The sequence below is a fragment of the Myxococcales bacterium genome, assembly GCA_016703425.1.
Lineage (GTDB): Bacteria > Myxococcota_A > Polyangia > Polyangiales > Polyangiaceae > JADJCA01.
The window spans coordinates 126,375-148,691 of record JADJCA010000016.1 but is presented as its reverse complement, the minus strand read 5'-3'; the positions used below and the strand labels follow the sequence as shown (position 1 = coordinate 148,691).

Genomic DNA, 22,317 nt, shown 5'->3' with positions numbered 1-22,317 from the left:
CTCAGCGTCACTCAAGGCCGCGAACGTGACAAGACGTCTTCCGGGGTGTCCCAGTCTGATAGGGCGTCCTCGTCGCCTTCCGTGACGTCGAGGTACGCGGCGCCGAGATCCACCAGGGCGCGCCAGACGGCGCCTGATTCGCCGCGCGCCGCACCTTCGGCGCGAGCCGTGATCGGTGCTAGGCAACGCGCTGCGTCGTAGCGGGCCAAGAGCGGCTCGACGCGGCCATCGGCGCGGCGCACCGCAACCGCCTGGGCCTCGGGAGCGCTCTCGAGCAAGCGCACAAGCAGCGCCGCCGGCAGGTAGGGCATGTCGCAGGGGCAGGTGAGAGCCACTGCGCCGTCGGTCGCGGCGAGCCGCAAGAGCGACTCGACGCCCGCCAACGGGCCGATGCCGACGAATCGGTCGGCGAGCACCGTGACGCCGAGGCTTTCGTATTCGGGGCGCGCGCCGAGCAACACCACGTCCGCTCCGAGGTCGCGGCACATCGCGAGTGTTCGCTCGACGAGCGATCCGCCAGACGGGGCAGGCAAGAGCCCTTTGGGCTGCCCCATGCGCGAGGAAGCGCCGCCAACGAAGACCCCCGCGACGAGACGCTTCACGGTGGCGACGTGTTCCATGTGGCCCCGGCGGCGGCAACAGGTCCGTCACCACGCCCTCGCGCCGCGCGAGCGCGACCCGAGAGGCACGTCTCTCGAGTCGCGAACGCGCGTTACTCGGCCGCCGCCGCTTGCAGCGGCGTCACCGCCTTCGATTGCGCGGCGTCCTCGTAGCGTCGCCGCCATGAGCCTCGCCGGTAGCGCCACATCAGCACCGTGGAGGCGAGGAGCGTCTCGAGAACGAAGCCGAACCAACCTCCCATGGCGCCGTAACCCAACTGGCGACCGAAGAGCCAGGCGCTGCCGGGGATGCAGGTCCAAACGATCGTGACGCCGACGGCCGCGACGAAGCGCACGTCCTTCGCGCCGCGTAGCGCCGAGCGAAGGACGATGTTCGCGGCGTCGAACACCTGGAAGACGGCGGCCACGAGGAGGAGCCGACGCGTGACCTCGAGAACGCCGCTCGCGTTGGTGAAGACGCCTGCGAGCTCTGCACCGAAGGCCGCGAAGATCACGCCGCAAGTCGCCATGAAGGCCATGGCGAGCGCGAGCGCGGCTTTGGTCACCCGGTCCGCCTCGCCAAGGTTTCTCGCACCGAGCGCCCTCGCCACGAGGACGGAGGCCGCTTCCCCACGGCGATGCCTGGAAGAAACGACGCGCGGATGATCGCCATCGCGATCTGGTGCGCGGCGATCTCGCGACTGCCGAGGCTTCCCAGGATGAGAGTGAAGGTTGCAAAGGCGAGCAGCTCGGCGCCGAAGTGGAGCCCCGTTGGAACGCCGACCTCACAGACCTCGCGTGTGGCGCGCGCGAGGTCGAGCCCCGCTGTGGCGCCGCCGCGCTCTTCCCGAAGGAACAACGCGCCGAGCCACACGAGCTCAAGCGCCTCCGTCACGGCGGTGGCGTAGCCGCTGCCGGCCACTCCGAGCGCCGGCAGCCCCCACTTTCCGTAGATCAGCGCGTAACCGAAGACGGCGTTCCAGAGGTTGCCCGTGAGGCCGACGATGAGCGGTGTTCGCGCATCGCCGATGGCCTGTCGGTGTTGGATGAACGCGTTGACGGCGCAGGTTGCTGGCGCGCCCCAGGTGATGGCTCCGAGGAATTGAGCCGCCGGCTCGCGTATCGCTTCGTCAGCCCCGAGCCACGCGAGCACGGGGCCGGGGTTTCGGCCGAAGATGAACGCCGAGGAGCCCAAGACCAGCCCGATGAGCACGCCCGCTTCGGCGTAGCGTCGTGCGTCCTTGGGGCGACCCTCACCGATGGCGTGAGCGGCTCGCACCTTGATGCCGCGCAGGATGCCAAAGACGACGGCGTAGAAGAGGTAGAGCACGGTCATTCCCAGACCGACGCCGCCGAGCGCCGCGGGGCCAAGCCCCGCCACGAGCTTGGTGTCGACAAGTCCGAGAGCAACCTCACCTGCCATCGCGCCGGCGATCGGCAGTGCGAGCGTCAGAAGCTCGCGCCGTGTTTGCGCGTAGGCGCGCACACCCGTGTCACTAGGTCGCCCGGCGAGGCCTATGCGCGCGCGCGCTCCATGGGCCGCGTGGGCGACCCACCGTTTCAATCGGTGTCCCTTTTGTTTGATGAGCTCGATGGTGTCCATTTGTTGGTTCTCCTGAAGCTCGCGAAGGCGAGCGACGTCGGGAAAGAAGTGGGGGCGGCGCTAGGCGCCGCCGTCGTGGGCGCCGCCGCTGCACGGCCCCAGGCGATCAGCCACGCAAACCGCGGCTCGAGGCTCGAGCCCCGAGCTCACCGCGCGTTCGCGCCGCGTTGCCGGGCGCGTTGTTCTCGCCAGAGGCGCGTCAGCCGATGCGGCACGCCGGCGTATTGCCCGGCAGCCGTACGAACATTCGATCGCACGGCTGGCAACGGTCGACCGGCTTGCAGCTCGTCGTCGAGCTGGCCGTGGTCGTCGCTGCGCACGTGAAATCGAGGGAGGCGCTCATAACCTCCTCGTCTTAGCGTTTGCCGAGCAGCTCGTCAACGAGAGGAGAGCCCTTCGTGGGCCAGCCCAGCCTAGGGACGCGCTCCGCGGCCGGCTGGACCGGCGTCGCCACGGGGCGCCTGGGAGGTTGCCGTTTCCGTGACAGTGATCGCCCGCGTCACCACGCTCGAGGGCGCTGTGAGCGCCTTGCCGTCGTCGCCAAGGATCTCCGCGCGTAGCGTGTAGGCGCCGGGGCGTAGGTTTTTCGCAGCGTGCGGCGTCTCGGGGCCCGCGGTTGCCCGCAGCGGCGCCTCGATGCCCGGCCCCTCGAGGCGGTAGGTCACGCGATGCTTCTTTTCGCCGCTCGCGATGACCAGCGCGTCGACGGGCACGTCGCTGGCGTCCTCCGAGGAATACGTGTCCGCCGGTTGAAGGAGCACGAGGTAGGGCTTCTTGAAGTCCACGCTCGCCGGGGTCTTCTTCCCGACGTGAAATTCGACGATAGCGTGAGCGTCGCGGCCCTTCAGAGACTCGCCGGATGTCCGCGCGAGGCAGGCCACCAAGACGTGGTGCCCTTCGCCGAGGGGCGTCCTCGCGAGGTCGCCGAGGCGGATGGGCTCGCGCAGGTCGGCGTGCGTCTTGGCGGGGCGACCGTCGAGCACCAGGCGAATCGTTGCGCCGGCCGGCGCGTTGCGGACGTCGAACTTGACGGTGGCGTCGGAGGCCGTCGCGCTGGGAAGCACCTGCCCGCTCTTTGGAGCCGTGAACTTCAACGCTGCCACCGGCGCCGGATCGGCGATGGGACTCCCCGCGAGGAGGAGGACCGGCAACTCGGGCGCCGATTCGGCCTCCGACGCCGCCGCGTCCGGGATCGCCACGTCGATCGCGGCTAGGCGCGGCAGCGGCGGCGGCGACGGCGGCGACGAGGGCATCTGGTCAACGCCGGCACAGCCCGCGAGAACGAGCGCCACGAGCGAGAGCCGTCGCGAGGTGGCGGCATGGCGGGCGACCATGGGCGCGAGCCTACCCGAAGCCTTCCGCATCATGAACCGGTCATTGCCATCTTCTCGCGGCGGCGTCCCAGCGATCGCCGGAACATGTCGCCGCAGGTGCATCAAAGGCTGGTGGCCATCAGGAGTCCGTTGCATGCTGACTGCGCCATGCCCCATCGCGAGCGGTATCTCTTCGTCTGCACCAATCGTCGCGAAGAAGGAAACCCAAAGGGCTCCTGTGCACAAAAGGGCGCCGAGCAAGTGGTCAAGAAGCTCAAGGAGGAGCTCTTGCGCCTAGGAGTCCACAAGTCCGTTCGCGCATGCTCGTCGAGCTGCCTCGATCTCTGCGAGGAAGGCGTGAGCATCGCGTGCGAGCCCGCGCACGTCACCTACGGCAGGGTAACCCTCGATGACGTGACCGAGCTGGCCCAAGCCCTCGCCGACGGCCGCGTGGTCGAGCGGCTCGTGGTCCATGACGGCCGCGTGGATCGTGCGGGAACGCCGTGAGGCTCGGGCTCCTCTACAAGGAGACGTTCCGCGGCTCGTATCATCTCATCGACAATCCGCTGCTGGAGCGGTCCTGCGATCTGCACCTGGTGGTTTGCTTCCGCACGCTGCGCGACGCCGGCGAGGGCCTCGCCGAAGTGAGCGGCACCGTCTTGCTGGAAGGCCTCGCCGACAGCTCCGCCGTGCAAGGCACGCTGCGCGTTCGCCTCCGCCGGGAGAAGCGCATCCCCTACGACCTGTCGTTTGTCGGCAACGACGCCCGGGCGTACCGCCTTCGCGGACAACGCGAACCACACCCGCTGCGCCCGCTCGAGGTCGTGACGGATCTCAGGTTCTCCCTCTACGACAGCGACGACCGCGAGATTGGGCGCGGCCTCTCCCGATGCGATCTGAGGGCCGACGTGAAGCGCACGCTCGCTTCCGTGCGCCTCCGCCTCGGCGCATAGCGCCAGCGCGCGAACCGGCGTTGCGCGCTAGCGCACGAGCTTGGACACGGCCCGGAACTCGTCGGTCCCGGCGCGCTCGAGCCAATCGAACACGATGGTCTCGGTGGGCATGAGGGCGGCTCCGGCTCGGCTCGCCAAGGCGAGACCCGCGGCGCGGTTGTCTTCCGTCCGGGAGGCCACCGCGTCCATGGCCACCACGACGCGGAGCCGCCTCCGCAAGAGCTCGCGCACGGTTTGGTACACGCAGACGTGCGCCTCCATGCCGGCGACCACGACGTAGAGCGGCGCGGCTTTCACGAGCGCCGCACCGACTGCGGGCTCACCGAGCGCGTCGAAGGTCGTCTTCGCGATGGGCGTGATGGCCCGCGCCGTGAGGTGCTCGGCGACGGACGCCACGGTGGGGCCCAGCCCCTTTGGGTACTGCTCCGTCGCCACAACGGCGGCTCCGAGAATCCGCGACGTCTCGAGCAGGATGCCAACGTTTCGCGTGGTCCGTCCGAGGGCGTCCGGCGCCATGGCGGCGGCAAGCCGCTCTTGAACATCGACGACGAGGAGGAGCGAACGGCGCGGGTCCAGGCGTTCCAGCATCCCCCCTTCTAGCAAGTTGCGAGGCCTGCACCGGCCGCACGCGACCGCGCCTTGACCGAATGGCATTCGTTGTGACATGTTGACGTGTGCCTGACAACATGTCGTCAAACCCTGTCAATGTGGCGCCGGCGGACCCGGACATCTCGGTTCTCGTCGTCGACGACGAGCGGTCGAACGTCGAGTCCCTCGAGCGCATCTTCGCGCGTGAGGGAATGCGCGTGCTCGTCGCGACCGACGCGAAACACGCGCTCGAGGTGCTTCGCACGCATCGGGTCCACGTCGTCTTGACGGACCTCATGATGCCCGGCACCACGGGGCTCGAGCTCCTCCGCGCCGTCAAGCAGGTCGCGCCCGACGTGGAGGTGGTCCTGATGACGGCTTACGGCACCGTCGAGTCGGCCGTCAGCGCCATGCGGGAAGGCGCCTACGACTTCGTGGAGAAGCCGCTGAAGCGCCTCACCATCGTCAAGAGCGTGCGCAAGGCTGCCGAGCGCGGGCGACTGCTCGCCGAGAACCGCTCGCTCAAGAACGAAATTCAGCTGCTCACGAAACGAGAAGCCATCGGTAGCTCCCCCGCCTGGCGACGGGTCATCGAGATCGCCACGCAGGCGGCGCCGAGCAACGCGACGGTGCTGGTGCTCGGCGAGAGCGGGACCGGCAAGGAGCTCTTGGCGCGCAGCATCCATGAGCGCAGCGGGCGCCGCAGCGGTCCCTTCGTGGCCGTCAACTGCGCGGCGATCCCCGAGACGATCCTTGAGAGCGAGCTCTTCGGTCACGAGCGGGGCGCGTTCACTGGCGCCATCGCCAAGAAGGACGGACGTTTCGCCAAAGCCAGCACTGGCACGCTCTTCTTGGACGAGATCGGCGAGCTGTCGCCGCAGGTGCAGGTGAAGCTGCTCCGCGTGTTGCAGGAAGGCGAATACGAGCCGCTCGGCGGAAGCACTGTCCGCGCCGACGCGCGCATCGTCGCGGCCACGAACCGCGATCTGTCGGCGGAAGTCCAGGCGGGCCGCTTCCGCGAGGACCTCTTCTATCGACTCAACGTCATCGCCATCACCGCACCGCCGCTCCGCGCGCGTCGTGAGGACGTGCCCCTGCTCGTCGATCACTTCGTCGGCATGTATTGCGCGAAAAACGGCAAGGCTCGCCTGACCGTTGCGCGGCCCGCGCTCGACAAGCTCCTCGACTACAGCTGGCCAGGCAACGTGCGCGAGCTCGAGAACGTCATCGAGCGAGCCGTCGTCCTCTCGCGGAGCGATACGCTGACGGAGCTCGACCTGCCCGAGTCGATCGCCAAGGCCACGCCTCAAGCGGCGGAGAGCTTCTCGTTTCCCGTGGGCACGCCGCTCGATCAGATCGAGCTGCGCGTCATCCGCGAGACCTTGCGTTTTACGAAAGGGGACAAGTCGCTCGCCGCGCAGCTCCTGGGCATTTCGACGCGGACGATCTACCGAAAGCTCGACGGCGTCGCGGACGACGCGTGAGCGAGGTGTCTCCGCGGCGCGCCCGAGTGACCGTTGGCACCGTCGTCGCGGCGAGGGGCGCGGAGCCTGGCAAAGGTGTCTGGGGCCAGCCTTGTCGTACCAATCGAAAATCGCTTGATATTACAGGACTTCCAGACTGGCACATAGCTCGCTAGCTTGGCCGCGCGAGTTCCCCGCCATGGCGTCCTTCGACCAAATCCTCAAACGCAATTTCTGGCTCGTGACCCTGCCGCTCACGGCGCTGGCCGCGTTTTTTGGCTCCGTGGGAGGTGACCCAGTTGGCGGTGGCGCTGTCCACCGCGAAGCAGCTCGCGGTGGCCGCCGCTCGTCGCGCGCGGAGCCCCGCTGGCCTCGCCTACGCTCCACGCGACGAGCGCTGACGCGATCCTCTCACGCAACCCCTTCGATTCCGTGACAGGGCCGCTCAACAAGGTCGAGCTGCCCGCCGAAACTGCGCCGCAAGGCCCCGACCTCCGCGATCCGGCCAACGCGCCGCCATGCGACGGCGTGAAGCTCCTCATCATCGCAGCGTCGCCGGACCCCGAGTGGTCCTTCGCCGCGTTCCAAGCGAACGGCGAGACCAAGAGCGTGCTCCGTCGCCGCGGCGGCGAGGTGGGCAGCAAGAAGGTTGAATACGTCGGTTGGGATCGCGTTTGGTTGTCATCGGGCGGAAGCCTCTGCCAGGCGCAGATGTTCAAGGCCGGTGACGCGCCGAAGCCCGTCGCCGCCGCTGAAGCGCCGCCGCCGCCGCCGGTGAAGGGCGGGGGAGCTCCGTCGCTCGACGAGGGCATCAAGAAGGGCATCGTGAAGGTCGGCCCCACCGAGTACAACATCGACCGCGGCGTCGTAGACAAGATCCTCGAGAACCAAGCCGACCTCATGCGCCAGGCGCGCATCGTGCCCGAGCAGGAGAACGGCAAGACCGTGGGCATCCGCATGTTCGGCGTTCGTCCCGACACCCTCTTGGGCGTCATCGGCATGGAGAACGGCGATCGTCTCCAATCGATCAACGGCTTCGAGATCGCCAACCCCGAGAAGGCTCTCGAGGCCTATGCGCGCCTTCGCACGGCGGAGCGACTGACCATCGTGCTCAACCGCCGCGGGCAACAAATGAACATGGACTACAACATCAAATGAGGAGCAAACCATGAGCGAGGACGACGGTTCCATGACGCGCCAGGTGCTCCGGTCCATCGCGGTGATTGGCGGCGGTACGACGCTGGCGCTCGCGCTCCTCGGCGGCAGCGCGTGGCTTGTCGGTCGCGCGTCGACGGCGCGTGACGCCGCCTTGGCCGAGCCGGCCACGCCGGCCCCATCCCCATCAAGCACGCCGCCGAGCGGCGAGCGCAACGCCTCCACTCCCTCGCCGACTCCCCGTCAGATCTGACCTCCCCCCCATGACGCTTCTTCGCGCTCCTTCCATCGCTCTCCTCGCGCTCGGGCTCACGACGTTCGCTCCTTCCGAGGCGACGGCGCAGGCGCCGCGCCCCGTACGCCGACCGTTGTCGCCGGCCGGGGCCGCTGCCGCCGGCGCGACGCCGACCACGCCCGCGACCCCCACGGTGACGCCCGCCGCGGCCGGTCCCGCCGCCGCCGCGGCACCGCCCGCCGCCGCGACCCCGAAAGGGCCGGCGTTACGGCCGCCGGCGCGACCCCCGCCACCGCGGCCGCGGCCGGCAAAGAGGGGACCGACAAGCTCCCGCAGTTCGAGCAGGCCATGGGTGAGGTCCAGCCCAGGAGCCCAAACTACCAGGTCTCGTTCTCGCTCGAAGACGCCGACCTCACGGAGCTCGTGCGGGTCATCGGGCAGCTAACGGGCCGTCGCTTCATCTTCGGCGGCAAGGTTAAGAACATCAAAGCGAGCGTCTATTCGCCGCAAAAGGTGACCGTCGCCGAGGCGTACCAAGCGTTCCTTTCGATCCTCGAAACCAACGGGCTCACGGTCATTCCCCACGGCCGCTTCCTCAAGATCGTCGAGACCGGCGGCGTGGCGTCGCAACAGACGCCGGTCATTCGGCCCAACCAGACCGCGCCCGTCGAGGACCGCTTCATCACGCGGCTCCACCGGCTCCGCAACGTCGGCGCCGATGAGATGTCGACGGTGCTTACCAAGTTCAAGAGCAAGGAAGGCGACATCTCCGTCCACGGCCCGTCGAACCTCCTCATCATCACCGATACGGGGTCGAACATCCGTCGCATGATGTCGATCGTCGACGAGATCGACGTCGGGGGCGCCGGCGACCAGATCTGGATGCACCCGCTCCACTACGCTGCCGCGAGCGAGGTCGCCGCGCGGGTCAACGACCTCTTCGAAATCAAGGCCGGCGCGGCCGGCGCCGCCCGGCCAAGGGGCGCCTGCTCCCGGCGCGGGGGCGGCTTCGAGCGGCGGCGAATACCACGTAGCCAAGGTGGTGGCCGACGACCGCACCAACTCGGTCATCATCGTTTCGACGGAGCGCGCGTACCTCCGCATTCTCGAGCTTATCAAGCGCATCGACGTTCCCCAGTCTGCCGAGGGCGAGGTGCGCGTCCTGCCGCTCCAGCACGCCGACGCGCTCGAGCTCGCCAAGACGCTGAATGAGATCGTCCAAGGCGCCGCCCAGGCGGGCCAGCCGCCGCGGCCCGGCGGCGCCGCCGGCGGCGCCGCACCACCGGCCAATCAGGGAATCTTCGAGGGTGGGGTCAAGGTGAGCGCCGACAAGTCGACGAACTCCATCGTCGTCACGTCCTCGGGGCGCGACTTCGCCTCCCTGCGCGCCGTCATCGATCGACTCGACAAGCCGCGCCGTCAGGTCTTCATCGAGGCGGTCATCATGGACCTCTCGGTCAATCGCTCGAATCAGCTCGGCGTGAACTTCCACGGCGGCTCGGCGGAAGACGTCAAGGGTCCCAACGACACGATCCTCTACGGTGGTCTCAACCCCATCAAGAGCGCCACCCAGCTCACGCCGCTCCAAGACGCGACGCTCCTCAACGGAGCGGCGCTCGGCATCCGCGGGCCCGCGATCCCGGGCACCGACAACCTGCTCGGCACCGGCGTCAGCATCCCTGCCTTCGGCATGATCATCAACGCGCTGGCCACCAGCGGCGACGCCGACGTCCTCTCGACGCCGCATATTCTCGCGACCGACAACATCCCCGCCGAGATCAACATCGGCGAAAACATTCCCCTCAACACCAACGTCGGCTTGCCGTCGCTTGGCGCAATCCCCGGCGCCGCTGGCGCAGCGGGGGCGCTCGGCGCGCTCGGCGGAGGTTTCGGGTCGAGCTTCGGCGCTCGTCAAGACGTCGGTACGAAGATCAAGATCACGCCGCACGTGAACGAATCGAACCAGGTGCGCCTCGAGATCCAAGAGGAGATCAGCGAGGCCAAGGAGGCCTTGCCGGGCTCCGCCGGCGCTGTACCCATCGTCAAGCGTACGGCTCAAACGCAGCTCGTCGTGGGCGACCAGCAGACCGTGGTCATCGGCGGCCTCATGCGGAATCGCTTCGTGAACTCGGAGGCGAAGGTGCCGCTGCTCGGCGACATCCCTGTCCTCGGCTTCCTCTTCCGCTCATCGCGGCGCGAGATGCAGAAGACCAACCTCATCCTCGTGCTCACGCCGTCGATCATTCGCGACCAAGCGGACTTGCGGCGCATCTTCGAGCGAAAGATGCAGGAGCGACAGGAGTTCTTGGACCGCTACTTCATCTTCCGCGAAGAGTCGCAGTTCGAGCCGCCGAAGGACTACACGCGCACCAACGGCCTCGTCGAAGCGATTCGTCAGAGCTTCTTCCAGATGGATGAGAAGAAGAAGATGGACGATCTCTTGCGGCCGAAAGAGATCAAGACCCATCAGCCGATCCAGCCGCTCGACATGCCAGGCGCGCGACGCGAGCCGGCCCCCGGCGCCGCTGCCCCAACGCCCCCCGCGGCCAATCCGGCGCCGCCGGTGAACGTGGCGCCGCAGCCGCGAACGACCGTGAAAGAGGTCGAGCGATGAGCAGCGGGGGACCGGCCGAGCAGCGTTTCCTCGGCGAGGTCCTCGCTCGTCGTGGCATCGTACCGTTCGACCGCCTCGAGCCGATTCCCATCGCGTTCGCCAAGTCACATCGGATGTTGGCCCACCACGAGGACGAGCACGCGGTCCACGTGCTCTGCGGCGACCCCTTCGACACGATGGCCTTCGACGACCTGCGCGTGCTCTTCGGCAAGTCCGTCGAGGTCTCCGTCGGCGTCGGCGAACGCATCATCGACGCCATCAATCGCGTCTACGAGCGAGACGCGGGCGGCGGCGAGCTCGAGCAAGAAGAGGGCGGCAGTGACGGCGACGAAGCCGCCGACGACATCCTCGACTCCGACGACGAAGCGCCGGTGATTCGTTGGGTCAACTCGCTGTTTCTTCACGCCATGAAGGAGCGCGCCAGCGACATCCACATCGAGCCGGAAGAGAAGGAGGTCCTCGTTCGCTACCGCATCGACGGGGAGCTCTACGTGGCCCGTCGGGCGCCCCGCGCCTTCATGAACAGCATCGTCTCCCGCATCAAGATCGAGAGCTCGCTCAACATCGCTGAGAAGCGGCTGCCACAAGACGGGCGCATCACGAAGAAGATCGCTGGCAAGGGCTTCGACATCCGCGTCAGCACCATCCCGACGAGCCGCGGCTACGAGCGCATCGTCATGCGCCTCCTGAACAAGTCGAGCGTCCTCTTGGACTTGCCGGACTTGGGGTTCTCGTCGCGCGACTACTCGATCATGGACGGCCTGATCCGGCGTCCCGACGGCATCATCCTCGTCACCGGCCCGACGGGCTCGGGCAAGACGACGACGCTCTATGCGTGCATCAACCGAATCAATCAGCCGAACATCAACATCCTCACGGCGGAAGATCCCGTTGAGTACGAGATCTCCGGCATCCACCAGGTCCACGTCCAGGCGAAGATCGGCCTCACCTTCGCCAGCGCTCTTCGCGCCTTCCTCCGCCAGGACCCCGACGTGGTCATGGTCGGCGAGATCCGCGACAAGGAGACCGTCGAGATTGCGATCAACGCCTCGCTGACCGGTCACCTCGTTCTCTCGACCATTCACACCAACGATGCCCCGGGCGCCATCACGCGCATGGTCGACATGGGCGTCGAGCCCTTCCTCATTCGCTCCAGCGTCATCGGCATCCTGGCGCAGCGCTTGGTGCGTGTTCTCTGTCCGCACTGCAAGGTCGCGTACCCCGCCGAACCCTTCGAGCTCGACCAACTCGGCATCTCCACGGAGCGCGTCGCCTTTCGCGAGCGCCGCCGCGAGATCGCCAACACGAAGTATTACCCGCGCGGCGCGGCCGACGTGGACCCGCTTGTGGCGGCCTCCATGGAGCGGCCGACGTTTTATCGCCACAAGGGCTGCGATCGCTGCGGCAACACGGGCTTCTCCGGTCGTCGGGGCATCTACGAGCTCATGCTCATGGATGACGCCGTCGGGCCGCTGGTGCTCAAGAACGCGGACGCGCAGACGGTCAAGCGGGCGGCCATCGAGCAGGGGATGGACACCTTGCGAGACGACGGCGCCCGCAAGGTCCTCTTGGGCCTCACCTCGGTGGAAGAGGTCCTGGCGGCGACGCAAAGAGGACGCGGCCCTCGACGTGTCGCCGGCGTCGATGCGCGCGGTGCGACCGCCGGCGGCCGTTGGCGTCGACTCTCGCCGCGACACCCAGCGGGGCGCGGAGTGAGCCATGGCGGTCTTCGAGTACCGCGGTCTCGTCGCAGCTAGCGGCAAACAGGTGCATGGCGTCCGCGACGCGGACAACGTGAAGGTGCTTCGCGCGTCGCTTCGGCGCGAGGGCGTCATGTTGACGAACGCGCAGCAGGCGAAGGAGCGCGCCGCCGGCGGCCGCGGGTTCGGCCTCGCGTCGCTCTTCAACCGGGTCAACACGACCGACGTGGCCATGATGACGCGTCAATTGGCGACGCTCGTGCGCGCGGGAATCCCGCTCGTCGAGGCCATGAACGCGCTGACCGATCAGATCGAAAAGCACGAGCTCAAGAAGGTGCTCACGCAGGTGCGGGACCGCCTCAACGAAGGCATCTCGCTCGCCAAGGGCCTCGAGCCGCACGGCAAGATCTTCCCCCCGCTCTACGTGAACATGGTGGCCGCCGGAGAGGCCTCGGGCACGCTCGAAGCGGTCCTCGAGCGGCTCGCCGATTTCATGGAGAGCCAGGCGCGCCTCAAGGGGAAAGTCAGCGCTGCGCTCGCATACCCGGTGCTGATGCTCATCATCGGCTCCGTGCTCATCAGCGTCATGATGGTCGCCGTGGTGCCCAAGGTGACCAACATCTTTGCGAGCTTAGACCGCGCGCTCCCTTGGTACACGTCGCTGCTCATCGCTGTCTCGAACCTGCTCTCGTCCAACGAGATGTTGGGCTTCGTCTTCACGCTCTTGACGGCGCTCTCGGTGCAGAAGCACCTGGCCCAGCCGGTCCCGGAGGCGACGCGTGAGAACCCAAAGCCGAAGCGCCCCTACGGCGTCGCGTTCATCGCCCTCGTCTGCTTGCTGGCGCTCCACGTGTACCTGATGTTCTCCGTCGAGTCGGCCTGGTCCTACGCCCTCGGCATGGGCATCGGCGTGGCCTTCGGCTTCGGCATCACGCGTCTGCTCAACTACATCGCCACCCCGGCGGGGCGCGAGCGCAAGGACACGTGGCTCCTGCGTATGCCGATCTTCGGTGGCCTCTTTCGCATGCTGGCCGTGGCCCGCTTTTCACGCACCCTCGCGACGCTACTCCAGAGCGGTGTGCCGCTCCTCAAGGCGATGGATATCGTACGCAACGTCATCGGCAACGCGCGCCTTGAGCGCGTCGTCGACGAGGCCGCCAACGCCATCCGCGAGGGCCAGTCGATCGCGGCGCCTCTCAAGCGCAGCGGTGATTTTCCGCCCATCGTGACCCACATGATTGCCGTCGGTGAAAAGAGCGGCGAGCTCGAAGGAATGCTCGAGAACGTCGCGAAGGCTTATGACACGCAGGTCGAGACGCGCATCCAAGGGCTCACCAGTCTCCTCGAGCCGCTCATGATCGTCTTCATGGGGGGCGCCGTCGGTTTCATCGCGTTCGCGATCCTGATGCCCCTCATCCAGATGAACGAGTTCATTCAGTGAGCATCATGGCGAAGGGCGCTCATTCACGCGTGTTCTTTCCTTGGGAGCGCCGGCGCGGCGTCGCTGGCTGGCTCGGCCGCGTTCGCGGAAGGTTGAGCATCGCCCTCTTGCTCGCGCTCGTCCTGGTGGTGGCGGTCATCCGTCGTGAGCGCGCTGCCGCCGAGGTGCGCGCGACGCGCGCGAGTATCGGCGACGTCGCCCGCGCCGTCTCGGCCTACCGTGCCGCCAATGGTGGCCGCTGTCCCAAGGCGCTCGACGAACTCTCGCGCGGTGGACACATAAGAGACCTTCCCGTCGACGCGTGGCAGCGGCCCTTTCGGCTGCTCTGCCCCGGCCGGAAGGATCCGGCGGGCTTCGAAGTTGTGAGCGATGGGCCCGACGGTGAGCCGTTCGGTCTCGATCGCGTCGAGTGAGCCCGGGCAATTGGGTGACGGGCAGGTTGATGAACAGCAGGAAACGAACGAAAGATCGAGGCGAGGAGGAGATGACCATGAGCACGTTGAATCGGATCGCGGCAAGGGCAACGAAGCGTCGGCTTCGCGGTCGGGCGCGGGGCGTCACCCTCATCGAAATCCTGATCGTCCTCGCGATCATCGGACTCATCGCCGGCGGCGTCGCCGTGGTCGCCGTGCCGCAGTTCGAGAAGGCGCGCGTATCCCAGGCGAAGATCGACGTTGGAAACCTGCAGCGCGCCGTCGAGCTGTGGAAGTCGCAGAACCCCGGCGGAGACTGCCCCACGATGGAGAAGCTCAAGGCTGACAAGATCGTGTCGGCCAGCACCAAGCCGGCGGACCCGTGGGATACGGCCTACGAGATCGACTGCCAGCCCGACGACGTGGTCGTCACCAGCTACGGCCCCGACAAGAAGAAGGGCACGAAAGACGACCTCCGCATCCCCGAGGGTCCCAAGCAGTGAGCCAGCGCCCCGATTCGGAGCGTCGTCTGCCCAATCGCGCCAGGCGATTGCGGCGGCGCTTCGTTTCGGGGCTCACGCTCATTGAGATTTTGGTCGTTCTCGCCATCGTCGCCGTCCTGACCGTTGGCGTCATGGGCGGCTCCGGTCAGCTCGAGGGCGCGCGATTGAAGCAGGCGGCGACCCTCGTGAGCGGCGCCGTCCGCGCCGGCTATGGTCGAGCCAACGCCACGTCGAAGAGCGTCCGCCTCGTCTTCGACTTCGAGAAGGACTCGATGTGGCTCGAGGAAGCGGACCAGCGGCACCTCGTCCAGTCCAACGACAAGTCGGGCGCGGCGGGGGCAAATCCCGTCACCGACGCGGAGCGCGCGGCGGCGGCCGAATCGGAGCGCATCGTGAAAGGGCCGAAGCCGCCCCGCGCCACCTTCAAGCCCGTCACCAAGGGCGAGATCGGCGACCAGGCGGAGATGAAGTCGCTGCGGGCGCTGCCGCGCGGCATCACATTTCGCGAGGTCCAGGCGTCACACGACTTGGAGCCCAAGCAGTCGGGCCGCGCCTACCTGTACTTCTGGCCCGGCGGAATGACCGAGCGCGCCGTGGTGCAACTGGCGCCGAAGCCCGGCGATGAGACTCGCGTCTTCAACGATGATCGAACGCTGACGTTGCTCGTGTCGCCGCTCACCGGCAAAACGACGTTGAAGGCCGGCAGCGTGGCGCTCAAGGTGCCAAAGGACGACGCGGAGGCCTCGGAGCGCGAGGACCGTTCGTTATGACGACGCGCGTCTCGCGAAGGAGCGCCCGCTGCGCCCAGCGCCCCCGAACGCGCGGCTTCACCTTGCTCGAGGTGATGGTCGCGATCGCGATCTTGGGGCTGGCGCTCACGGTCATCTTGTCGGCGCAAGGCGGCCTCGCGGCGAGCAATCAGTCGGCCTCCAACATGGGGTCTGCCATCAGCTTCGGGCGCTGCAAGATGAGCGAGCTCGAAGAGCGGCTCTTGCGCCTTGGCTATCCGGAGATCGACGACCTTCAGACCGGGCTCTCGTGTTGCGGCGACGACTCGGGCAACTACAAGTGTGACACGCGCATCGAGAAGGTAGAGCTGCCGGCGCCGCCGCAGAACAGCCTCGGTGACGGCGGCATGCTGTCGCTCTCGGGCGGTGACGGCGGCTCGCCGCTCTCGGGCGCCTCCGGCGCCGGCCTCGACTTCAGCCCCGACGCCGGCCTCGCGGGCATGGGCGCCCAGATTCAACAGCAGGTGCCGGGCGGTTCGGCGGGCCTCTTCAGCATGGCCATGAGCTTCGTGTACCCGACCCTCAAGGCCATGATGGAAGCCTCGATTCGGCGTCTCACCGTGTCGGTGAAATGGAAAGAGGGGAAGAAGGAGCGCGACTTCACCATCGTCCAGTACGTGACCAATCCGCAACGCGCGGGCTTCATCTCCGGCGTCGTCGATCCCAACGCGGCGGGGAGCGCGACCCCCGCCAGCGGCGCCGGCGCAGCGCCCGCCAGCGGCGCGCGGGCGCCCGCCGGTGGAGCGACCAAGTGAGGCCCGAGGCGTCTACCGCCGAGCGCGCTCGCCGCGCGCGTCACGTCTGGCGTCGCCGGGCGCGCGGCATGACCCTCCTCGAGATCATCGTCTCGATGGCCATCCTCGCGATGATCTCGCTCTTGATCTACGGAGCCTTCGACTCGCTATCGCGCGGCAAGAAGGGCGAGTCCATGCGGGCGGAGCGAGCTCGCCAGGCGCGGGGCGCGCTCTTGCGGATGACCCGCGAGCTTTCATCAGCCTTTCTCTCGATGCACGCGCCGCAGCTCGCGGCGCAGAACACGCGCATCACGGCGTTCATCGGGCAAAGCTCGATGGATTTCGATCGCGTCGACTTTTCCTCCTTCGCTCACGTGCGGACGGAGGCCGATCGGCCCGAGTCTGATCAGAGCGAGATCGGCTATTTCGTCACGACCGACCCCGACAAGCCGGAGAAGAAGGACCTGGTGCGGCGCGAGCAGGCGCCCATCGATCTGGAGCCCAAGAGGGGCGGCTTGATCAACGTGGTTGCTGAGGACGTTGAGCGCTTCGACCTCAAATACCTCGACCCGCTCACCGGTCAGTGGGTCGAGACCTGGGACACGACCAACACGGTGCAGCAAGGTGGCCGCCTGCCGCTGGCGGTGCAGATCACGTTGGTGCTCGCCAACGCGCCGCCGGGCATCGACAAGAGCTACTCGACACGCGTCACACTGCCAATGCAGCAACCACTCTCCTTCGCGATCCCGCGCTGAGAACCATGAGTCCCTCCCGCCCCTCACACGCAGCGCTTGGCGCGGTCGCCACTCGGCCGGTCGCCGTGCGCGCGGCCGCGCGCCGAGCTCGGCGCCGTGAGGAGCGTGGCGTGGCTCTGATCATGGTCCTTGGAACCATCGCCGTCCTGACGGTCTTGCTCGCGGAGTTTCAAACGGACACGAGCACCGACGTGTCGGCGGCCATCTCCGATCGCGACTCCGTTCAAGCCGAATACATGGCGCGGAGCGCCGTTAACCTGTCGAGGCTGCTCATCGCCGCCGAGCCGACGGTGCGGCAGTCGATCATGCCCCTCTTCGCGCTCATGAAGCGGAGCCCGCCGCAAATTCCTCTCTGGGAGTATTCGGATCAGCTCCTCGGTGTCTTCAACGATTCGGAGGCAGCGAAGGGGTTTGCCGGGACCGTTGGCATCGACCTCTCGCTCGGCAAGAACCTCGGAATGAACGGGGGCCGCTTCGAGATCGTGATCGTCGACGAGGACGCCAAGATCAACATCAACCAGGCGTTCTCCAACGAGATCGCCCGAATTCGCGTCGCCAAGGCCCTCATCGGCCTCATCGGTCCCCAGCAATACTCGCCGCTCTTCGACCAGCGCGACGCGCGCGGGCAGTTCCACACGCGGCTCGAGATATGCGGAGCCCTCATCGATTGGGCTGACAACGACGAGCAAGGGTTCAACTGCGACGTCGCGCAATCAGGCGGCGCGGGGCCTGAAGACTCTTACTACAGCGTCCTTCCGGTGCCCTATCGGCGGAAGAACGCGCCCTTCGACTCGCTCCTTGAGCTCAACATGGTGAGGGGCGTCAGCCAAGACTTCTGGGCGACCTTCATCGATCCCGAGCCGACCAGGCCCAAGAAGCGCGTCATGACCGTCTGGGGGCAGGGCGCCGTGAATGTCAACACGGCGAACGCCCAGACGTTGCTCGCCATCGTGTGCGCCGGGGCGCCGCAGGCGGAGATGTGCACCGACGCCAACCAGGCGGCCATGTTCCTCGCGGGCGTCACCATGGCGCAGGGCGTGACGATGGGCGCCCCACTCTTTTCGACGCCTGCGCAGTTCGTCAACACGATGAAGGGGGAAGGGGACCTCGGGAAGATGTTGACGGGATTTGGAATGAAGCCTGTGAAGTTCCAGTCAGACGCCGACTTTCAGAAGAGCGTCACGACGGAGAGCAAGATCTTCTCGATCTACGCGCGCGGCGTCGTTAAGGGCTACAAGCGCGAGACGCAATCGAACGTCCACGCGGTCGTCGACTTTCGTCAGGCCCCCGGCCTTACGGCCGCGCCGTCGTCGACGGCGTCGGCCGCCGGCGCCTTCGGGGCCGCTACGCCACCGAAACCGTCCGGCACTGCCACATCCCCCACTAGCCCTGACGCCATCGCCGCCGCGATGACGCCCAGTACTGGTGGCCAGATCGTCTATTTTCGCGTTGATTGAGGGGACACATGTCCGTTTGGGTTGGTATCGATATTGGGAGCGAGGCCATCAAGGTGGTCGCCATCAAGACCGCGTACCGCAAGGTCGCGGTCCTCGGCATGGCGACGCTGGCCGTGGCGGAGGCGCAAGGTCCCTTCGCGACCTTCGACGAACCGACGCTCGCGGGCCCGACACCGGCGCCAGGGGTTGCCCCGGCGCTCGCGCCCGAGACGTTGCGCGTCGCGGCGCTCATGCGGGCGGCCGTCGAGTCGGTGGTGCCAAAGGCTGGCGGCTTCGACGGGTGTGCCACGTCCTTGCCCGGCGTGCAGGCCACCATTCGTGGCCTCACCTTGCCGGCCAACGTGCAGAAGCAGCTCGCCGGCGTCTTGCCGTTCGAGCTCGAATCGATGGTGCCCTTCGACCTCGACGAAGCTGTCTTCGACTACCGAGTCTTGGCAGGCCTGCGGGACGAGGCCTCGCCAACGATCCCCGTCTTGGCGGCCATCGCGCGCACCGTCGACGTCAAGGCGCGCATCGACCTTGTGAAGGCGGGCCTTGGGGTTGAGCCGGAGCGCGTGGGTGTCGGCGCTTTGCCGCTATCGAATCTGATTCCATTTTTGGCCCTTGAGAACGATCGGCCGACGGTCATCCTCGACCTTGGTCTGCGGAGCAGCGATCTGCTCGTGGTGCATGCCGCCGAGCCGCAGTTCGCGCGCACGCTGTCGGCGGGCACCGAAGGGCTGCCGGCCAGCGCACCGCGGCTCGCACGCGAGGTACGAACGACCCTCGCCGCGTACCGCTCCTCCGGCGGCGCGCCGCCGGCGCGCGTCATCCTCTGCGGAGGTGGCGCCTTCCAGCCGGGCGCCGAGTCATTCCTTGCCTCCGAGCTCGAGCTGCCGGTGAACATCCTGACGGCCCCCGCCATCGACTTCGCCGGCCTCCCGGAGGCGCAGCTCGTGGAGCTTCCGCGCTACGCGAAGGCCTTGGGTCTGGCCATGGGGCTCCAGGGGCGCGCCATCGGCCTCGACTTGCGTCGCGGACCGCTGACCTACGAGCGAGGCTATCGTTGGCTGCGCGAGAAGGTTCCTGTCTTGGCGGGGCTCGGCTCCGCGCTCCTCGTAAGCTTCCTCTTCTCCACGAGCGCGCAGCTCTACGCCGAAGGGCGCGACCGAGCCGTTCTCGAGGAGGCGCTGGGCCTCGTTGCCAAGGAGGTCCTCGGCGAAGAGACCGCGAGCGCCGAGCGTGCCCAGGAGCTCTTGGGCCAACAAACATCGTCGCCCGACGACGATCCGATGCCACGCATCGACGCCTTTGACGTCATGGTGAAGATCTCCGAGGCGATTCCGCAGTCGATGAAGCACGACATCGAGGAGCTCGACGTGCAAAAGGGCCACGTCATGATTCAAGGCATCGTCGGCTCCATTCCCGACGCCGAGTCCATCAAAGCGTCGCTGCAGTCGGAGAAGTGTTTCTCCGACATCAAGATCACACGCACGACCCAGGTGGTGGGCGGTGAGCGCCAGAAGTATGTGATGGAGCTCGACCTCAAGTGCCCCGAGGACGTGAAGGGCAAAAAGAAGGACGACAAGGCAGCGCCGCCTGCCTCGTCGGGGAGCAAGTAATGGACCTCAAGCTCTCGCTCGAAAAGCTCAGCGCCCGCGAGCAACGGCTCGTGACCATTTTGGGCGTCGTCTTGGGGGCCTTGCTCGTCGTCGGGTTGCCGCTCTTCCTGCAGGTCTTGGTCTTTTCGCGCCGCTCCGACAACACCGCCTTACGCGAGGCCATCGCAGGCATTCAGGCAGCACGGTCGAACATCAAAGAGCGTCAGAGTCGCCGCGACTCGATCATGCAACGTTACGCGAGCAAGGCGCCGGCGCTGGCCGGCTTCATCGAGCAGACGGCCCGCGCGCAGAAGCTCGACGTCACCGACTCGCAGGACCGACAGCCCGTTCCCGTTGGCAAGAAGTACTCGGAGCGCACCACCGTGGTGCACTTCAAGAAGTCCGGCATGTACAACCTCTCCAAGTTCCTGGAGACGCTGGAGAGCAAGGGCCACGCGCTGCGCGTCGCGCGCCTCAACGTGCGCAAGCGCACCGCCGAGCCCGACTCGTACGACGTCGAGGTGGGCGTCACGGCCTGGGATCGCGTCGAGCCGGAGAAGGCGCCTCCGGGCGACAAGAAGGAGGAGAAGAAGCCGTGAAAGAGAAGCTGAAACGGCTCGCTCCGAAGCTGGGCTACCCGCTCTTCTACCTCGTGTGCCTCGTTGTTTTCGCGTCCTGGGTCATGCCGTATCACCGGCTCAAGGAGCGCATCGTCGCGCAGTTCAACGCGCTCCAGAAGCCGGGCGCCGGCGCGCAAGAGCTCTCCATCGACGAGGTAACGTCGTCGTGGCTCACGGGCATCAAGGCCACGGGCATCAAGTTGCTCGTCGCGCCCGGTGACTCGACGAAGCCGCCGGCCGAGCTCCGCGTCGACGAAGCAAAGGTGCGCGTCTCGCTGCTCTCGGCGCTCGTCGGAAATCGCTCCGTGTCGTTCACCGTCTCGGCTTGGGACGGAAAGATCGAAGGGTCCTACGCGGAGCGCTCAAAGGACCGAGAGGTTGACGTCGAGATCAAGAACCTCGAACTCGGGCAAGCGGAGGCGCTCGGAGCGATGCTTTCGCTCCCGCTCGAGGGGCGCCTCTCGGGCACCGTTCGGCTTGCGATGGCGGAGGGAAAAGCGAGCAAGGGGTCGGGCGCTGTGGCCCTCGACATCGAGGGAGCTGCGGTGGGCAAAGGGAAAGACTTCGAGTTGGCGCTCGGAAAGATGGGAAAGCTCTCCCTGCCGCGGCTGAACCTCGGCAGTCTGTCGCTCCAGGCGGAGGCCAAGGAGGGCATCTTGCGCGTGAACAAGCTCGCCGCGTCGGGCAAGGACGTTGAGCTGAGTGGTGAGGGCCGCATTCAGATGCGGGAGCTCGCGACCGACAGCATCGCCGACGTCAACCTCACGCTGAAGGTTGCCGACAGCTACAAGACCAAGAACGACAAGACCAAGAGCATCTTTGGCGAACCGGGGAAGGGCGGAGGCCTCCTCGACTTCGATCCCAAGGTGAAGTCGATGAAGAAGGCCGACGGGTCCTACGCCGTGCGGCTCACGGGGCCACTGTCCAACCTCGGGACGATGCCCGGATCGCTCCTGCCTCCCTCTCCCAGCAAGTGATCATGAAGCGTCGACCGCGCCACCGGCTCGTGGGCGTCATTCACCTTCCGCCGCTGCCCGGTGCGCCGCGCAGCCGCATGACGATGGCGGCCATCTTGGAACAGACGCGCAGCGATGCGCGCGCGCTCGCCAAGGCAGGCTTCGACCTGGCGATGCTCGAGAACTTCGGCGACGCGCCGTTCTTTGCCGGCGCCGTGCCGCCCGTCACCGTCAGCGCGATGACCGCCTGCGCGCTTGCGGCGCGCGAAGCGGCGCCCCGTTTGGCCATCGGCATCAACGTCCTTCGGAACGACGTCGCCTCCGCGCTCTCCATCGCTCGCGTCGTAGGTGCCAGCGTCGTGCGGGTCAACGTTCACACCGCCGCACGCCTCACCGATCAAGGCATCGTCGAAGGCCGAGCCGCCGAAACCTTGCGTCTCCGTCGCGCTCTCGCCGCCGACGACGTGGCTCTCTGGGCTGACGTCGACGTCAAGCACGCGGCGCCGCTCGCGAGGCGCGCGCTTGCCGACGAGACCAAAGAGCTCGTGGACCGCGCCCTGGCGGACGCCGTGCTCGTCACCGGCGAGGCGACTGGCGCCCAGGTCGACCTCGCGAAGCTGCGGACGGTTCGGGAGGCTGCGCCCGACGCCCTCGTCTATGTCGCGAGCGGCGCCGTCAGCGGCGACCTCGCGGCTCTCGCGGAGTTTGCCGATGGCGTCATCGTCGGCAGCGCGCTCCGCAAAGGCGGGGTCGCAGGCGGCGCCGTCGACGAGGGCCGCGCGCGGACCTTTGCCAAGGCTTTTCGGTCCGCGTTCCCGTAGGCGCCCATGGGCGGACAGGATCGCGA

The 22,317-nt window shown here is 67.3% G+C and carries 23 protein-coding genes; 17 read left to right on the top strand and 6 right to left on the bottom strand.

Annotated features, from left to right (window positions below):
• Positions 1 to 11: 11 nt before the first annotated feature.
• The 5 genes from IPG50_29270 to IPG50_29250 all read right to left on the bottom strand — a co-directional run bounded on the left by IPG50_29270 (position 12) and on the right by IPG50_29250 (position 3,536).
• The gene (locus IPG50_29270) at positions 12 to 602 is read right to left on the bottom strand and encodes a molybdenum cofactor guanylyltransferase (GenBank protein ID MBK6696255.1); all 591 of its coding nucleotides are present in this window, start codon (positions 600 to 602) and stop codon (positions 12 to 14) included.
• Between the two features lie 110 nt (positions 603 to 712).
• Positions 713 to 1,210 (bottom strand): hypothetical protein, encoded by a 498-nt coding sequence (locus IPG50_29265; GenBank protein ID MBK6696254.1) that lies wholly within the window; start codon positions 1,208 to 1,210, stop codon positions 713 to 715.
• A complete protein-coding gene (locus IPG50_29260) occupies positions 1,162 to 2,202 on the bottom strand; it encodes an MATE family efflux transporter (GenBank protein MBK6696253.1) in 1,041 nt (346 codons plus the stop codon). Before IPG50_29260 ends, IPG50_29265 begins: the two co-directional genes overlap by 49 nt.
• A gap of 199 nt (positions 2,203 to 2,401) precedes the next feature.
• On the bottom strand, positions 2,402 to 2,545 hold the full coding sequence (locus IPG50_29255; protein ID MBK6696252.1) for a hypothetical protein: 144 nt from the start codon (positions 2,543 to 2,545) through the stop codon (positions 2,402 to 2,404).
• 70 nt (positions 2,546 to 2,615) lie between these two features.
• On the bottom strand, positions 2,616 to 3,536 hold the full coding sequence (locus IPG50_29250) for a hypothetical protein (GenBank protein MBK6696251.1): 921 nt from the start codon (positions 3,534 to 3,536) through the stop codon (positions 2,616 to 2,618).
• 147 nt (positions 3,537 to 3,683) lie between these two features.
• On the opposite strand from IPG50_29250, the gene IPG50_29245 reads away from it, so the two are divergent.
• Positions 3,684 to 4,022 carry a (2Fe-2S) ferredoxin domain-containing protein gene (locus tag IPG50_29245; protein ID MBK6696250.1) on the top strand — a complete coding sequence of 113 codons (339 nt, stop codon included), beginning with the start codon at positions 3,684 to 3,686 and terminating at the stop codon, positions 4,020 to 4,022.
• Positions 4,019 to 4,468: a hypothetical protein gene (locus tag IPG50_29240; GenBank protein ID MBK6696249.1), complete on the top strand. Its 450-nt coding sequence runs from the start codon at positions 4,019 to 4,021 to the stop codon at positions 4,466 to 4,468. The genes IPG50_29245 and IPG50_29240 overlap by 4 nt, the downstream gene beginning before the upstream one ends.
• A gap of 27 nt (positions 4,469 to 4,495) precedes the next feature.
• On the opposite strand, the gene IPG50_29235 is transcribed toward IPG50_29240, so the two are convergent.
• Positions 4,496 to 5,053: an isochorismatase family protein gene (locus tag IPG50_29235; GenBank protein ID MBK6696248.1), complete on the bottom strand. Its 558-nt coding sequence runs from the start codon at positions 5,051 to 5,053 to the stop codon at positions 4,496 to 4,498.
• A 101-nt stretch (positions 5,054 to 5,154) separates the two neighbouring features.
• On the opposite strand from IPG50_29235, the gene IPG50_29230 reads away from it, so the two are divergent.
• From IPG50_29230 to IPG50_29160, 15 genes are all read left to right on the top strand, one after another.
• Positions 5,155 to 6,540: a sigma-54-dependent Fis family transcriptional regulator gene (locus IPG50_29230; GenBank protein ID MBK6696247.1), complete on the top strand. Its 1,386-nt coding sequence runs from the start codon at positions 5,155 to 5,157 to the stop codon at positions 6,538 to 6,540.
• A 411-nt stretch (positions 6,541 to 6,951) separates the two neighbouring features.
• Positions 6,952 to 7,677 (top strand): general secretion pathway protein GspC, encoded by a 726-nt coding sequence (locus IPG50_29225; GenBank protein ID MBK6696246.1) that lies wholly within the window; start codon positions 6,952 to 6,954, stop codon positions 7,675 to 7,677.
• Between the two features lie 10 nt (positions 7,678 to 7,687).
• The gene (locus tag IPG50_29220; protein MBK6696245.1) at positions 7,688 to 7,927 is read left to right on the top strand and encodes a hypothetical protein; all 240 of its coding nucleotides are present in this window, start codon (positions 7,688 to 7,690) and stop codon (positions 7,925 to 7,927) included.
• A gap of 1,024 nt (positions 7,928 to 8,951) precedes the next feature.
• Positions 8,952 to 10,523: a hypothetical protein gene (locus IPG50_29215; protein MBK6696244.1), complete on the top strand. Its 1,572-nt coding sequence runs from the start codon at positions 8,952 to 8,954 to the stop codon at positions 10,521 to 10,523.
• Positions 10,520 to 12,280: a type II secretion system ATPase GspE gene (gspE, locus tag IPG50_29210; GenBank protein ID MBK6696243.1), complete on the top strand. Its 1,761-nt coding sequence runs from the start codon at positions 10,520 to 10,522 to the stop codon at positions 12,278 to 12,280. Before IPG50_29215 ends, gspE begins: the two co-directional genes overlap by 4 nt.
• Positions 12,281 to 12,776: 496 nt before the next feature.
• Positions 12,777 to 13,664, top strand: coding sequence for a type II secretion system F family protein (locus IPG50_29205; protein MBK6696242.1), 888 nt, complete (start codon positions 12,777 to 12,779; stop codon positions 13,662 to 13,664).
• Between the two features lie 5 nt (positions 13,665 to 13,669).
• Positions 13,670 to 14,077, top strand: coding sequence for a type II secretion system protein GspG (locus IPG50_29200; GenBank protein MBK6696241.1), 408 nt, complete (start codon positions 13,670 to 13,672; stop codon positions 14,075 to 14,077).
• A gap of 77 nt (positions 14,078 to 14,154) precedes the next feature.
• Positions 14,155 to 14,580, top strand: a complete 426-nt coding sequence (locus IPG50_29195; GenBank protein MBK6696240.1) for a type II secretion system protein GspG — start codon at positions 14,155 to 14,157, stop codon at positions 14,578 to 14,580.
• Positions 14,577 to 15,350, top strand: a complete 774-nt coding sequence (locus IPG50_29190; protein MBK6696239.1) for a prepilin-type N-terminal cleavage/methylation domain-containing protein — start codon at positions 14,577 to 14,579, stop codon at positions 15,348 to 15,350. Before IPG50_29195 ends, IPG50_29190 begins: the two co-directional genes overlap by 4 nt.
• Positions 15,351 to 15,939: 589 nt before the next feature.
• Positions 15,940 to 16,857 carry a prepilin-type N-terminal cleavage/methylation domain-containing protein gene (locus IPG50_29185; protein MBK6696238.1) on the top strand — a complete coding sequence of 306 codons (918 nt, stop codon included), beginning with the start codon at positions 15,940 to 15,942 and terminating at the stop codon, positions 16,855 to 16,857.
• A gap of 110 nt (positions 16,858 to 16,967) precedes the next feature.
• Positions 16,968 to 18,314 carry a general secretion pathway protein GspK gene (locus IPG50_29180; GenBank protein ID MBK6696237.1) on the top strand — a complete coding sequence of 449 codons (1,347 nt, stop codon included), beginning with the start codon at positions 16,968 to 16,970 and terminating at the stop codon, positions 18,312 to 18,314.
• A gap of 8 nt (positions 18,315 to 18,322) precedes the next feature.
• The gene (locus IPG50_29175; GenBank protein ID MBK6696236.1) at positions 18,323 to 19,915 is read left to right on the top strand and encodes a general secretion pathway protein GspL; all 1,593 of its coding nucleotides are present in this window, start codon (positions 18,323 to 18,325) and stop codon (positions 19,913 to 19,915) included.
• Positions 19,915 to 20,493, top strand: coding sequence for a type II secretion system protein M (locus IPG50_29170; GenBank protein MBK6696235.1), 579 nt, complete (start codon positions 19,915 to 19,917; stop codon positions 20,491 to 20,493). Before IPG50_29175 ends, IPG50_29170 begins: the two co-directional genes overlap by 1 nt.
• Positions 20,490 to 21,491 carry a type II secretion system protein GspN gene (gene gspN / locus IPG50_29165; GenBank protein MBK6696234.1) on the top strand — a complete coding sequence of 334 codons (1,002 nt, stop codon included), beginning with the start codon at positions 20,490 to 20,492 and terminating at the stop codon, positions 21,489 to 21,491. Before IPG50_29170 ends, gspN begins: the two co-directional genes overlap by 4 nt.
• Positions 21,492 to 21,493: 2 nt before the next feature.
• Positions 21,494 to 22,291 carry a BtpA/SgcQ family protein gene (locus tag IPG50_29160; GenBank protein MBK6696233.1) on the top strand — a complete coding sequence of 266 codons (798 nt, stop codon included), beginning with the start codon at positions 21,494 to 21,496 and terminating at the stop codon, positions 22,289 to 22,291.
• Positions 22,292 to 22,317: the final 26 nt, after the last annotated feature.